Here is a 14,346-nt window from a genome sequence, read left to right as displayed (position 1 = left end):
TTGATTATATTGGATATTTTAAAAAATATTATTTTTGGCACACATTTAGCTAAGTATTAGATACCGATGACAAATATAAAAAATCGGTTTTGTTTGTTCGTTCAAAATAATCAGAGGAAATTAACATGTTAAAAGAGTACGCAGTTGCACTAGTACTTTCTACCGCTACCCCAGTTGCTGCCGACAAGCAAGAAGGCGCTAAACAAGCTCCTGAGTCGCAAAAAGAGACAGTAACTCAACCACAAACAGTTCGCCCTAAGACGGGTGGTGGCGGTTACGGTATTGGTCTTTAGGAGATACCTTAGAATTTCCAAAAAAAGAGAGCAACGCTCTCTTTTTTTATACCTGTATTTTACGCCCCACTTACTTATTTCAGCAGACCGCTAGGAAAGACTACGCAGAAATATAAAGGTTGTTAAACCCTACTGCATTGCGCCAATGTATATGGCGAGAGATTGAGAACATGGGCAGTAAGATTGGACCTAACACAAAACCCGCTATCGCCCACTTTTTCGCGCTCATCCCCCATTTAAACGCTTCTACATAAAAATATAGAGAGAAGATAACGCTTAATACTACGAGTGAAATCACACTGCCTCCGCCTGTTTGACCTAGTTACGTGGGGTTACTTGTCCCCATCAATTATTCAATTTAACTTACTGATAATTGACGCCAACAATTTGACACGTTCATTTTTTAACCGCAGGAATTCTACCCAAAATAGAACAATAAACCAGCAAAAATACCCATTAGACATAAAAAAACCGGGCAACGCCCGGCTTTTAACATTTTATAAACTTAGCTGTAAAACTTTTGATCGTTTTCTGCCATTTTTACTAACACTTCAGCAGGTGCAAATTTATCACCTACAGCAGTAGCATAATGGTTTAAACGAGCAACAACGTGTTTAATTCCCAGTGTATCCATATAGCGGAACGGGCCGCCTAAGAATGGAGGGAAACCAATACCGAAGATAGCGCCAATGTCGCCGTCGCGCGCATTACGGATAACGCCTTCGTCTAAACAGCGCGCTGCTTCATTAAGCATCATTAATACACAGCGTTCAGCAACTTCTTTTTCGCTTAGTTTGGCAGAAGGCGATAGCCCAAGTAATTCGTAGATTGATTCATCCACTTCTTTACCTGGTTTTTTGCCTTCATAAGAATAAAACCCTTTTTGGTTTTTCTTACCCTTTCTGCCGTCTGCAAGTACTTTATCGAAAGCACTTGGCGCAGTGAAGCGCTCGCCGAACGCCTCTACAAGGAATGGGATAATCTTAGTACCAACATCAATGCCCACTTCATCAAGTAGTTTCACAGGGCCTACAGGGAAGCCAAACTTAACCAATGACTTATCGATGTGCTCAATAGGCTCACCGTCAAGAATGAGGTTTGCCGCTTCATTCATGTACGGCGCTAAAATACGGTTTACGTAGAAACCCGCACCGTCTTTAACAACTACCGGCGTTTTGCCTTGCTTTTTAGCAAACTCTACCGTCGATGAAATGACTTGGTCAGACGTTTTATCGTGAGCAATAACTTCGGCCAACGGCATTTTGTCTACTGGCGAGAAGTAATGTAGACCAATCACGTTTTCAGGTCGTGCTGCTTTAGCTGCAATTTGTGTAATTGGAATAGACGACGTATTAGACGCGAAGATCGTGCTTTCTTTGCAGTTCTCTTCAATATCCGCCACCATTTTTTGCTTAAGATCTAAATCTTCAAAAACCGCCTCAACCACGATATCAGCATCTTGGTAGCCACTATAATCTAGCGTACCGGTAAGAAGCGCCAACTGTTTCTGCATTTCACTATTGCGCATGAAACGCTTCTTCACCTTTTTGTTTAAGATGTCATAGCTATATTTCATTGCATTGGCTATGCCTTCAGCACGCACGTCTTTAATACGGACAGGTACACCGGCTTTGGTCGACGTTACATAGGCGATACCACCACCCATTAAACCACCGCCAAGCACACCGACTTTCTTCATTTTTTCAGGTTTAACACCTTCAACGCCGTTTTCTTTCTTCATTTCTGTCGTAGCGAAGAAAATCTGACGTAACTGGAAAGATTCCGGCGTCATAACAAGCTTACCAAAGGCTTCAGCTTCGGCTTTAAGCCCCGCTTTCATCCCTTCGTTCATGCCTGTTTCAATTACATCAATAATGTAACCTGGCGCTGGATAATTACCTTTGGTTTTGGCAAATGTCGCTTCGCGCGCTTTTTTGAACATCATGTTACGGCCCGGGCCGGTTTTCTCTAACACTTTGTCCATCACACTCTTTTGCGGCGCTTCTCTTTCTGGTTTGCGTTTAAGCGCAAACTGTTCAGCTACCTTTAGCAAAACACTGTGAGGTACCACATCATCTACAATACCGTACTTTTTAGCTTGCTTAGCGCGTGCTGGAGACCCAGTAAGCATCATTTTCATCGCTTGCTGAATGCCAATTAGGCGAGGAAGGCGCTGAGTACCACCACTGCCTGGCAACAAGCCTAGCTGCACTTCCGGTAGACCTACCTGAGTGCTAGGTGAATCGGTACATACACGGTAGTGACACGCTAATGCTAGTTCTAAACCACCGCCTAACGCTGGGCCGTGAATAGCCGCAACAAAGGTAGCCTTCATGTTCTCAATTCTATCGAAAATGGCTTGGCCGCCAGCGGCAATCGTTGTGGCATCTTCCGCAGTTTTACACGCTGCTAGCATGGTGATATCGGCACCTGCTACGAATGAGCTTGGCTTGCCGCTTGTTAACACCACACCTTTGATGCTGCTGTCGCGTTCAATATCATCAAGCATGGCAGATATCTCATCGCCAAACTCAGCTTTAAGCGTATTCATGCTCTCGCCAGGTACGTCCATGCTAAGAATAGCAACGCCATTATCTTGCTTAGTTAACGTAAATGCGCCTGATGTTGGCTGAACTTCATTTGTCATTTCTTGTTCCTGACTCATATTATTCTGTCTCCACAATCATTGCGGCACCAAGACCACCCGCAGCACATGCAGTAAGAAGGCCTGTACCACCGCCACGGCGATTTAGTTCGTTAAGCATTTGCGTAATCATACGTGTACCGGTTGCAGCAAACGGGTGACCATAAGCAATTGAACTACCCATTACGTTGAATTTGTCCATATCAATTTCGCCCGTCGCTTTGTCGCGGCCAAGTTTCTCTTTAGCGAACTTGTCACTTGCGAACATTTTAACGTTTGCCAAGGTTTGCGCTGCGAACGCTTCGTGCATTTCAATCAAGGTTAGGTCGTTTAGCGTCATACCTGCGCGGTCTAGCGCGATAGGTGTCGCGTACGACGGCCCCATTAGCATGTCTTCCCACACATCAATTGCCGAGAACGCGTAGCTCTTTATATAACCTAGCGGCGTGTAGCCTAGCTCTTTCGCTCGGCTCTCTGTCATCATAAGTACTGCAGAAGCACCGTCAGTAAGCGGTGTAGCGTTTGCCGCAGTTACCGAGCCGTACTTTTTATCGAATACTGGGCGAAGTTTCGCGTAGCCTTCAAGCTTAGAATCGAAACGTACGTTGTTATCGCGCTCAAGCGCACCTTTATACGGTTCAGCATAAGCGGTCATCACTTCGCTAGACAGCTTGCCTGCTTCCCAGCTTTCAGCAGCTAGACTGTGCGAGCGATGTGCAAGTTTGTCTTGTTCTTCACGAGAAATTTGATGCGTTTTCGCCATTTGCTCTGCTGTCTGTCCCATCGACAAACCGGTAGAGTACTCAGCTACAGCAGGAGGTACTGGCGCTAAGTCTTTTAAGCTTAAACGCTTGAAGATGTTTAGCTTTTGGCCAAGGGTCTTGGTTTTCTGTAAATCAACCAGCGCACGCGCTAAATTCTTAGAAACCCCAATAGGTGATACCGACGTTGAATCAGCACCACCAGCAATACCTACTTGTACCGTACCAGCCATCATGCTTTCTGCGATGTTAACCGTAGATTGAAAACTCGTCGCACATGCGCGAGATACGCTGTAAGCGTCGGTATGAATATTCATGCCTGTGCCAAGCACGATTTCGCGCGCAATATTAGGCGCTTCAGGCATTTGTACTACTTGACCGTAGACAACTTGGTCAACCCACTCTTTTTGAACACCATGGCGAACGAGAAGTTCGTTTACGACCATTTTACCTAGATCAACAGCCGGAACACCGTGGAAATATGTAGCCATCTTCGCAAACGGAGTACGCAACCCCGCGACAATGGCGATGCGATCACCCTCTCGGGTAGTAACTGATTGTTTTGTTGCCATAATGCACCTAAATTAATGACCGACTTCCGTTTGAGCTTATCGCCCCAAAGTGGTCTGACCTGTAATAAACCCGATTTTTACAAACAATGAACAAAATAGCAAATAATGCAGGGTTAAGGACAACATAAATGAAACTAAAGTTTGCCCTGTTTACAAATTTTGACCGTTTTATGCTATCGAAATTTAAAAAGCTTGCTTTGCATCCAACCGCATATCGCATTTTTATTACTGTTTGACGACTTGAAGAAAGATAGAATGAACCTTATATGGAAATGAAAGTCTGTTTTGTGTCATTGTGACGGGCTAGAGCTATCTAAATTAATATGTAATTTACTTTTTAGCTAAGCGATCACTTTATAAGATATTTAATAAATCTATCGTTCAAATGACACTTCCTGATAACGAGAACTCAAACGGAAATTTTGCATTATGGCAGCAGCGCAATTTCAACAGTTACACGCTTATTTAGACCAGCAGATTATTGGTCAGCATGCGTTAACCAAAAGCCTTCTTATCGCTCTTTTGGCCGACGGCCACCTTCTGGTAGAAGGCCCTCCAGGGCTTGCAAAAACACGCGCAATCAATGCACTTGCTAACGGTATTGACGGCGACTTTCATCGCGTACAATTTACCCCTGATCTTTTGCCTGCCGACTTAACTGGGACAGACATATACCGCCCCGAGACTGGCGAGTTTGTTTTTCAAAAAGGGCCGCTTTTTCATAACTTAGTGCTAGCCGACGAAATCAACCGTGCCCCCGCAAAAGTGCAGTCGGCCCTGCTTGAGGCCATGGCGGAACGTCAAATTACGGTAGGCAGTAAAACCTACCCTCTTCCTCCGCTATTTTTAGTAATGGCAACGCAAAACCCGCTAGAACAGGAAGGAACTTATCCACTACCTGAAGCACAGCTAGACCGATTCTTAATGCACGTGGACATCGATTATCCTGGCGCCGAGACAGAATTAGAGATATTGCGTTTAACGCGAGGTGAAGCCCTCTCAGAACCGCCTGTTACGCCACCAACGCTAACTCAAGACGATATTTTTACGTCGCGTAAAGAAGCGTTGTCTTTGTATATGGCGCCTGAGTTAGAACAGTATTTAGTTCAATTGATTATGGCCACACGTCAGCCTGCAAATTTTGACGCGGAATTAGGCCAGTGGATAGCGATGGGAACAAGCCCCCGAGCAACCATAAGCTTAGATCGCTGTGCACGCGCTCACGCATGGCTTAGCGGCAGAGACTTTGTTGGTCCTGATGATATTCAAGCTGTGGTTCACAACGTGCTTCGCCACCGCATTATTCTGTCATATCAAGCCGAGGCTGAAGGCGTAACGATTAACGACGTACTTGATAAGATTGTTGCAACTGTCGCAGTTCCTTAAGTTATGGTGAATGTACAAGCGCAGCTAGACAAGCTGCAAAGTAACGGGGTGTCACTGTCTACCGCGGAGCTACTTCGCTATCAACAGTTGGCTAAGCTTTTTAGCTTAGCGCCTAAACGTATGCCACAAGCTAAACTTGCAGGGAGTTATCTCACCAAGCACAAAGGCCGAGGCATGGAGTTTGATGAGGCCCGTCATTATCAGCCTGGTGATGATATTCGCGCTATTGATTGGCGCGTTACTGCGCGCACGGGTAAAACTCACACTAAAGTGTATCGGGAAGAGCGAGAGCGCCCGGTTTTTCTATTCTGTGACTACCTACCGTCAATGGCATTTGGCACGCAACTGCTTACTAAAGCGGTGCAAGCCGCTCATGTATCTTCATTAATTAGCTGGTCAGCTGCCGCTCGCGGCGATAAAGTTGGCGCGCTAGTATTTAATCAGCAACAGCACAAAGAAATTAAACCACTAACACGCAAAAAAGCCGTGTTGCACGTGTGTCATGAACTTATGGCATTGCACGAACAGAGCGCGCAATCTGAGCCGGACAAAGACAAAGACGAACAAGCTTTTGCCGATGCGTGCGCTAGGGCAAGACGTTTAGCAAGACCTGGGAGCTTGGTTTATCTGGTATCAGACTTTCAGCATTTAAGTACCCAAGCTATTCAACACTTAAGTCACTTAACTCGACACTGTGAAGTGAGGGCTATCGTGATTAACGATCCAATAGAACACGCTTTGCCGCAAACCAGTTCATTACAAACCGTCAGCGTTTCTGATGGTCGAAACCAACAACGTTGGGTGTTAGGCGACAATACCGAGCAGCAGCACTATCAAAAATGGCGCAGCGAACACAATAGCGCGATTTATAGCACCTTGCGCAAAAACAATATCGCTCGATTCAGTGTTTCAGCGGGTCTTCCCCTAGACGAACAGCTTCAAAGTATGCAGCAAGAACAAAGGTTGGAGCTTAATTAATGCAGAGCAACAATCTTTTATCAAGCCTTTTATCCAGTTCAGCTCAAACGACATCGGCTAATCAAATGTCAGTGCCACCTCAGCAGCAAGACCCACTTGCTCAGCTGCGCGATATACACGTACCTACAGAGGTCAACATTTGGCCATTAGATTGGGGTTGGTGGGTCGCTATCGCAGTGTTTTTACTTGCCCTATTTTGCCTATATAAAACTATCACTGCTCACATACGTCACAACAAGGCGCGCAAGCAAGCTTTAGCCTTACTTGAATCGATTTCAGCACAACAAAGCAATTGGCCCGTGGCGTTAAACTCAATTCTAAAACGCACGGCTATGAGCTATTACCCAACTCAGCAAGTAGCCGGGTTATACGGTAAACAGTGGCAAGCGTTCTTAACCTCTGCATTGAAAAGTAGTGATAGTAAACTTGAAAGTGATTTAGGTTTGCTAGTAAATAATGTTTATCAAGCCACCCCCAACCCTAGTGATTTTGAAACCTGCAAAGGGGCAGTAAAAAACTGGCTTTTAAAAGCCAAACTGCCAAAAAACAAGGGGGCTTACGGCGATGTGAATGATGGCGGTCTAAACGATGGTAGCGCTCATGATAAGCAAACCAAGGAGCCGCATCATGCTTAATTTTGCTTGGTGGTGGGTCTTTTTCGTACTCCCCTTGCCTATTATCGTACGCCTGCTTTCTAAAAAAGCACAAGACATGCCCATGGCTGCATTGCGGGTTCCTAGTTTGCGACCTGGCGATGTGTCAGAGCAAACCCAATTGAAACAAACCAGAATACCGCTAGTGGTAAGTAGCTTAATATGGCTGCTGCTAGTAACGGCTGCCGCGCGCCCTCAATGGTTAGGAGAGCCTGTTAGCATACCAAACGAAGGTCGAGAAATGATGTTAGCAGTAGACTTATCGGGCAGTATGAAGATAGATGATATGCAGCTAAATGGCCGACAAGTTAACCGTTTAACCATGACTAAGTCGGTGGTTTATGACTTTATTCAGCGTCGCGTTGGCGACAGAATTGGCCTTATCTTATTTGCCGATACCGCGTACGTTCAAGCGCCGCTTACCTATGACAGAGATACCGTTTCTACACTTCTGAGTGAAGCTGTCATTGGGTTGGTTGGCGAACAGACGGCTATTGGCGATGCGATAGGTTTAGCGGTGAAGCGCTTTGACGAACGGGAAGAGTCTAATAACGTATTAATTCTTCTTACCGATGGGCAAAATACTGCAGGGAATATTACACCTGAGCAGGCGAAAGAGTTGGCGATTAGTAAGGGTGTGAAGGTTTACACTATTGGTGTGGGCGCAGATAAAATGCTGATCCAGAGCTTTTTCGGCAGCCGACAAATAAACCCGTCGCAAGAACTTGATGAAGGCATGTTAACCGACATTGCGACTAGCACTGGCGGCCAATATTTTAGGGCTCGAAATGCCCAGGAACTTCAAGCTATTTATCAACAACTTGACGCGCTTGAGCCTATTGAAGGTGAAACGCGTAAGATGCGTCCATTGAGCGCACTGTTTTACTATCCCCTTGGTGCGGCAATATTACTGTCAGCACTATGGGCATTCTTGACGGTTCTTTTATCAACATTTCGTTGGTTCGCACAAAGACGAATTAACTCGTCCCAGCAACCCCCGAACTCAGCTGATTCAATACAAGCAGCTCAAATAAATAGGGAGACGAAGTAATGGAATTCGACTTCTTAAACCAATTTCATTTTTTACGCCCCGAATGGTTTATCGCGCTCGTTCCCCTGATGCTGCTTGTGCTTTTAATTAGAAAAACCACGGCTAAGCAATCTGGCTGGCAATCTGTGATCCCTTCTCACCTATATCAATACATGGTGATTGGAAAAAACGAAATGGGCGCAAAACCTCCAATGTGGATGCTTGCTTTTGTGTGGATTATAAGTGTGATAGCACTCGCTGGCCCAACGTGGGAGCGCCTGCCGCAGCCGGTTTACCAGTTGAAAATGGGACACGTTATAGTCATAGATATGTCGCTTTCAATGCGCGCTACCGATATGACGCCAGACAGGCTAACTCGCGCTAAATATAAAGCGATAGACCTAGTCAACGCTATTGGTGAAGGAGAAATGGGCTTGGTTGCTTACGCTGGCGATGCGTTTGTCATTAGCCCCTTAACCGAAGACGCAGGAAATATCACAACCCTAATCCCTAGCCTGTCACCGGAAATTATGCCCGTGCCGGGCAGCGACCCTCTCCTAGGTATAGAGAGTGCGTCAGAGCTTCTCACGAATGCCGGATATAACTCAGGCATGATCTACTGGATTACTGACGGAATAGAGTTAGAACAACAACAAGAGCTTCAGGAGTATGTGGCTTCTATTCCTTTTACAGTAAATGCACTTACCGTTGGGACATCTGAAGGCGCGCCTATCCGCCAGCAAAGCGGCGAGCTATTAAAAGACTTCACCGGCAGCATCGTTATACCCAAGTTAAACGAAGGCGCAGTGAAAGGCGTGGTTAGAACGAGCGGCGGACGCTTTGAATCCTTTACATCAAACGACACCGACATTGATGCCCTCGCCTCGGTATCTCTGCTAGATAAAAGCGACAGCGAAGAGAACGAAGAAGAAAGTAATTTACAAGGAGACCAGTGGAAAGAAGTTGGCCCTTACTTGCTGCTTATACTTCTACCGTTTGCCGCCTTCGCATTCAAACGCGGGTTAGTTTTCATCGTGTTGGTGGGTTTACTTAGCCCCTCTATGATTAAAAACGCCCATGCTCTGCAACGTGCCCAAGCCTCAGAAATTGCTGGCACGTCACAAGGCATAAGCACGTCACAAGGCATAGGCGCACCAGAAGATACTCTAGAGATGGCAAACAAACCTGATTCACTCTCATGGTGGCAAACGCCATTTATGAATGACAACCAAGAAGCATTAAACAGCTATCAAAGAGGCAAGTACAAAGACGCCGTTAATCAGTTTAATGACGACACCTGGAAAGCATCATCACTTTATAAATCAGGTGACTACGAAGGTGCATTAAATGCCTTCAAAAGCATTCCTGGTCCCGAGAGTCTTTACAATCAAGGCAATGCACTGGCAAAACTCGGTAAGCTTGAAGACGCTATTAAGAAATATGATCAGGCGTTAAGCGAAGCCCCCGATTTCGACGATGCAAGAACCAACAAAAAGATTGTCGAGGATTTGCTGAAACAGCAGCAACAGCAGAATCAGGAGCAAAACCAGAACGATAATGGCGATGATGGTGAACAGAGTGACTCGCAGGATAATGGCCAAGATAACTCTGATAGCCCTAATAGCAAACAGCAATCAGGGGACCAGAACAATCAGGAAGGTTCAAACGAGCAGAATGGTCAGCAAGACGATAATGAGGGTCAACAGTCTGATCAAAGCCAAGCTAACGATGAACAGCAAAGTGGCGGAGATAACTCACAACAGCCTGATGATTCCGAGATGAACAGTCGGAACGAGTCATCAGACTCTCAGCAGCAAAATGCAGAACAAGAAGAGTCTGATCAAGGTGACAGCGCGCAAGCACAAAAAGACGAACAACAAGCAGAGCAGGAAGCACAGGCAATGCAAGGTCAAGAGGCCGAGCTTACCGACGCAGAAAAAGAAGAGCTGCAGCGAATGGAGAGTTTAATGCGCCGCGTGCCAGACGACCCTGCATACCTACTAAAACGAAAAATGCAATTAGAAGCACAAAAACGTCAGCGTCAACGTATGCCTTCAAACCGGAGTGATTGGTAGATGAGAGCCTTATTACAATCTACACTTATAGTTTTTTTATTAACCCTACTCTTAAGTACGGCGGCTTATGCCGATGTAAATTCGCTGGAAGCCACCATTGATAGAAACCCTGTCATGTTGGATGAAGCCATTCGCTTAACGGTTACCGCAGACGGCAGCGCGGAAAGAGATGCATTCGACAGCTCTCCCCTGCTTAAAGACTTTGTGGTCGGAAGAACATCAGTAAGTAGCCAAACCTCAATTGTCAATTTCGACACCAAGCGCACCACCGTTTGGACCACTACGTTATTTCCTCGTAAGGAAGGCACGTTCACCATTCCTTCATTAACCATTGAGGGAAAATCTACCCAACCTATTCAGATCAAAGTTATTCCGGTTCAAGAACAAAGTAATGTCGCCCGAGACTATTTTGTTACCACTGACATCGACGTAAAAGAGGCCTATTTAAATCAACAGCTGCTTTACACGGTTAAGCTGTTTCTTTCTAGCAATATTGAGCGCGGCAGTCTACAAGCGCCAGAAATGCAAAATGCGGAAATCACCCAGCTAGGAGAAGATAAACAGTATACAGATATAGTAAATGGAAGACGGTATCAGATTATAGAGCGTCAATTTGCTGTTGTGCCTCAAGCATCCGGTGAATTTACGCTAAGAGGCCCTATTTTCACTGGCGAAGTTATGGCTGCCAATACTAACCAACGTTTTGGCTTCTTCAACCGCACCCAGCAAATTAATCGGGTTGGGCCCGACATTACGGTGAACATTAAGCCCATTCCTCAGGGGATAGATTACCCTTGGTTGCCTTCTGAAATGGTGCGAGTGGATGAAGAATGGCCACAAGGTGATAGTTTTGTAGCAGGTGAACCAGTCACCCGTATTGTTACGCTAACCGCATTGGGCGTAGTAGAAGAGCAGCTTCCTGATATTCCTGAGTTTTATCCGCCAAACTTTAAGCTGTACCCTGATCAATCTAATACTACGACAGTCGAAAAAGACCAGAGCTTAATTTCACAGCGCCAAACGTCGCTGGCGATCATTCCAACGCAGCCTGGTAACTTTGTCTTACCTGAAATTACTATTCCTTGGTTTAATACGCTTACTCAGCAAACAGAGTATGCCACTATTCCCGCCCGTTCAATTACGGTAGCGCCAGCGTCTGGCGCAAATAATGCCAATACTCCGAATAGCTTAGACACTCCTTCAATCAGTAGTGCAAGCAATGAAGATATTCAAAATGATATACCGTCAACTGCAAAACAGCCTAACGCTAGTGCTAGCAATGAGAATAAACCATTAGACAGCGCTTCAGGTGACGTCAGTACTGACGAAAGTACCCAGCTTAATTGGATGGTAACTTGTGTATTACTTTTGCTGTTCATCATTGCGCTTACAGGATGGTTAGTTACCTACAGAAAGCTTAAACAGGCTCAGTTTATGGGACCTGGGATCACTAACAAAACCGGTTCTGCACAGCGCCTCCACTCTTATGCTCAGTGGGATGAAAAAGCACAGTTTCAAAACCTAATGTCAGTAATAAAGGCAAAGGACACACGTTTACTTACGCCTGCTCTTAAGCAGTGGATAAACGCGTTAACTTCGGGTAAAGCGCAACTTTCGCAGTTTGAAAGAATCAACGCTAGTGTTAATGAGCTCTATGCACTGCGCTTTTCAGCCAGTAAAGCTGACGCTAACACCCAATCTAAACAGGTCATGAAAGCTTTAGATAAACTTTCACATGAAGCTAAGCTTGCCCGCAGCGAATGGAAGCAAAAAAGTGAAGGGAACAATAACACGCTATCTGCCTTATATCCTGCTTCATAAAACGCATTTTATTTGCCAATACACTAGAATTTGCGTAATGAAAGCCCTTGCAACTAGCTAAATCTCAGTGGCAAGGGCTTGGTAACAGAAATGTTTGCGTTTGAGAAACAGTCGACCCTTTGAGCCTTATTGTCCTCTTTAAGGCTTATTAATCTTTGAAGCTTTAGCTCATAAAAATAATCAATTAAACGCGACGGGGAATATAATGAAGAAAACACTAGTAAAGCTAACGCCAATTGCGTTGGCCATTACCACGCTTACGGCTTGCTCTCCTGCAAGTGAAACCGCTAAAACAGCGCCAGAACCTATTAAAACAGAACAGCCAGCCGGGCAGTCTGAATCAGAGCGCCTTAATGCGTTCTTCGAACGTACTTTTGAAGAAGATCTTAAGCGTTCGCCATTATTTCAAAGTTACTTGGGTAAAAAATGGGACTATGACAAATGGGATGACATCAGTGACGAAGAAGCTGACGCTCGCATTGCTATCGCCAAAAACCGACTAGAAAAGCTTAATAGTTTTGACACCAGTCAGTTAAGTGAACAGGAACAGCTAAGCTTGCGCCTGTATAAATTGGGTATTGAGCGCGATTTAGCTAACGACGAATTTCGACATCACCGTTACATTGTACATCAGTTCCGCGCCGCACATACACAAGTGCCTAGCTTCCTTATCAACATTCACAGCGTAAAGAGTAAAGAGGACGCTAAGGCATACATTGGACGACTAGACAATGTACGTACGTACTTTGATCAAGTTATCGAACAAATGAAAGTTCGCGAAAAAGCCGGCGTATTCCCCCCTGCATGGGCCTACGATCAAATGATTGATGCGTCAAAAAACGTGATTACCGGCGCACCGTTTGATTCTAGCGAAACATCTTCAACTATCTGGGAAGATTTTCAAAATAAAGTAAATAGCCTGGATATCACAGAGGCGGAAAAAACGACGTTATTAGGTGAAGCGAAAGCCGCTTTGGTAACTTCAGTCATGCCGTCATACGAGAAGTTTATTGAAGAACTCGCTCATCAAAGGGAAATCACGCCTGAAGGCGATGGTGTGTGGCGCTTACCCAATGGTGATCAATGGTATCAGAATCGTCTAAACTGGTTTACCACTACAGACCTAACCGCTGAAGAAGTCCATCAAATTGGCTTAGACAATGTAGAGCGCATACACGATGCAATGCGCGACATTATGAAACAAGTGAAATTTGAAGGCAGCCTTCAAGAGTTTTTCGTTTTCATGCGTGAAGACGAGCAATTCTATCTACCTTCAACCGATGAAGGTAGACAGCAATACCTTGATATGGCGAAAACAGCCATAGACGACATGCGAGAAGCTATCCCTGAATACTTCGGTATTCTTCCAGAGGCGCCCATGATTGTTAAACGGGTTGAAGCATTCCGCGAACAGTCTGCGGGCAAGGCGTTTTATCAAAGCCCAGCGCAAGATGGCAGCCGCCCAGGTATTTATTATGCAAACCTTTATGACATGAAAGCAATGCCTACTTATCAGTTAGAGGCGCTGGCGTATCACGAAGGCATCCCAGGTCACCACATGCAGCGCGCTATTGCACAAGAGCTAGAAGGTGTACCTCAATTCCAGAAATTCTTGAGCTTTACCGCATACACAGAAGGTTGGGGCCTATATACCGAAGAACTTGCAAAAGATATGGGCTTTTATGAAGACCCTTATTCTGATTTCGGTCGTCTAGCCATGGAGCTTTGGCGCGCTTGCAGACTTGTGGTTGATACGGGTATTCATGCGAAAAAATGGACGCGTGAAGAAGCCGTAAATTACCTTGTTGAAAATACGCCAAACCCTGAATACGACGCGCAAAAAGCCATTGAGCGCTACATTGCTATGCCAGGTCAGGCTACGGCCTATATGATTGGTAAACTTAAAATTATGGAACTTAGAGAGCATGCCCAAGCTGAACTTGGTGACAAGTTTGATTGGAAAGGCTTCCATGACGAGGTGTTGAAGTACGGTCCAGTCCCACTTTCTATTTTAGAAGAAAACATTAATGCTTGGATTACTTCCCAAAAACGTACCTAGTTTTTCGAACTAGGTGCTCTGATCACTGGAAATAAAATGAAAACGCGCCTTTCGGCTAACGAAATGGCGCGTTT

At 45.3% G+C, this 14,346-nt stretch carries 11 protein-coding genes; 8 read left to right on the top strand and 3 right to left on the bottom strand.

Going from position 1 to position 14,346, the window contains the following annotated elements:
* Positions 1-125 precede the first annotated feature (125 nt).
* Positions 126-293, top strand: coding sequence for a hypothetical protein (locus tag NO989_RS09650; RefSeq protein ID WP_168532690.1), 168 nt, complete (start codon positions 126-128; stop codon positions 291-293).
* Positions 294-393: 100 nt separating this feature from the next.
* Here the strand turns inward: NO989_RS09650 and NO989_RS09645 are convergent, their stop codons facing one another.
* The 3 genes from NO989_RS09645 to fadI form a co-directional block, all read right to left on the bottom strand.
* Positions 394-591 (bottom strand): hypothetical protein, encoded by a 198-nt coding sequence (locus tag NO989_RS09645; RefSeq protein ID WP_014948811.1) that lies wholly within the window; start codon positions 589-591, stop codon positions 394-396.
* Positions 592-798: 207 nt separating this feature from the next.
* The gene (gene fadJ / locus NO989_RS09640; protein ID WP_014948810.1) at positions 799-2,940 is read right to left on the bottom strand and encodes a fatty acid oxidation complex subunit alpha FadJ; all 2,142 of its coding nucleotides are present in this window, start codon (positions 2,938-2,940) and stop codon (positions 799-801) included.
* Between the two features lie 19 nt (positions 2,941-2,959).
* On the bottom strand, positions 2,960-4,270 hold the full coding sequence (gene fadI, locus NO989_RS09635) for an acetyl-CoA C-acyltransferase FadI (protein ID WP_014948809.1): 1,311 nt from the start codon (positions 4,268-4,270) through the stop codon (positions 2,960-2,962).
* A gap of 429 nt (positions 4,271-4,699) precedes the next feature.
* Here fadI and NO989_RS09630 point away from each other — a divergent pair, with 429 nt between their 5' ends.
* From NO989_RS09630 to NO989_RS09600, 7 genes are all read left to right on the top strand, one after another.
* On the top strand, positions 4,700-5,656 hold the full coding sequence (locus NO989_RS09630) for a MoxR family ATPase (RefSeq protein WP_014948808.1): 957 nt from the start codon (positions 4,700-4,702) through the stop codon (positions 5,654-5,656).
* A 3-nt stretch (positions 5,657-5,659) separates the two neighbouring features.
* Positions 5,660-6,634, top strand: a complete 975-nt coding sequence (locus NO989_RS09625) for a DUF58 domain-containing protein (protein WP_136780892.1) — start codon at positions 5,660-5,662, stop codon at positions 6,632-6,634.
* A complete protein-coding gene (locus NO989_RS09620) occupies positions 6,634-7,269 on the top strand; it encodes a DUF4381 domain-containing protein (RefSeq protein WP_371342439.1) in 636 nt (211 codons plus the stop codon). Before NO989_RS09625 ends, NO989_RS09620 begins: the two co-directional genes overlap by 1 nt.
* Positions 7,262-8,338 (top strand): VWA domain-containing protein, encoded by a 1,077-nt coding sequence (locus NO989_RS09615; protein WP_371342438.1) that lies wholly within the window; start codon positions 7,262-7,264, stop codon positions 8,336-8,338. The genes NO989_RS09620 and NO989_RS09615 overlap by 8 nt, the downstream gene beginning before the upstream one ends.
* Positions 8,338-10,392: a VWA domain-containing protein gene (locus NO989_RS09610; protein WP_371342437.1), complete on the top strand. Its 2,055-nt coding sequence runs from the start codon at positions 8,338-8,340 to the stop codon at positions 10,390-10,392. The genes NO989_RS09615 and NO989_RS09610 overlap by 1 nt, the downstream gene beginning before the upstream one ends.
* Positions 10,393-12,213 (top strand): BatD family protein, encoded by a 1,821-nt coding sequence (locus NO989_RS09605; protein ID WP_156086112.1) that lies wholly within the window; start codon positions 10,393-10,395, stop codon positions 12,211-12,213.
* Positions 12,214-12,418: 205 nt separating this feature from the next.
* A complete protein-coding gene (locus tag NO989_RS09600; protein WP_371342436.1) occupies positions 12,419-14,272 on the top strand; it encodes a DUF885 family protein in 1,854 nt (617 codons plus the stop codon).
* Positions 14,273-14,346 lie beyond the last annotated feature (74 nt).

It is taken from the genome of Alteromonas sp. DY56-G5 (assembly GCF_041414725.1).
In the GTDB taxonomy this organism is placed as follows: Bacteria; Pseudomonadota; Gammaproteobacteria; order Enterobacterales; family Alteromonadaceae; genus Alteromonas; species Alteromonas macleodii.
Note: the sequence above shows the minus strand (reverse complement) of the source record. Positions and strands in the feature narration are given on the sequence as shown.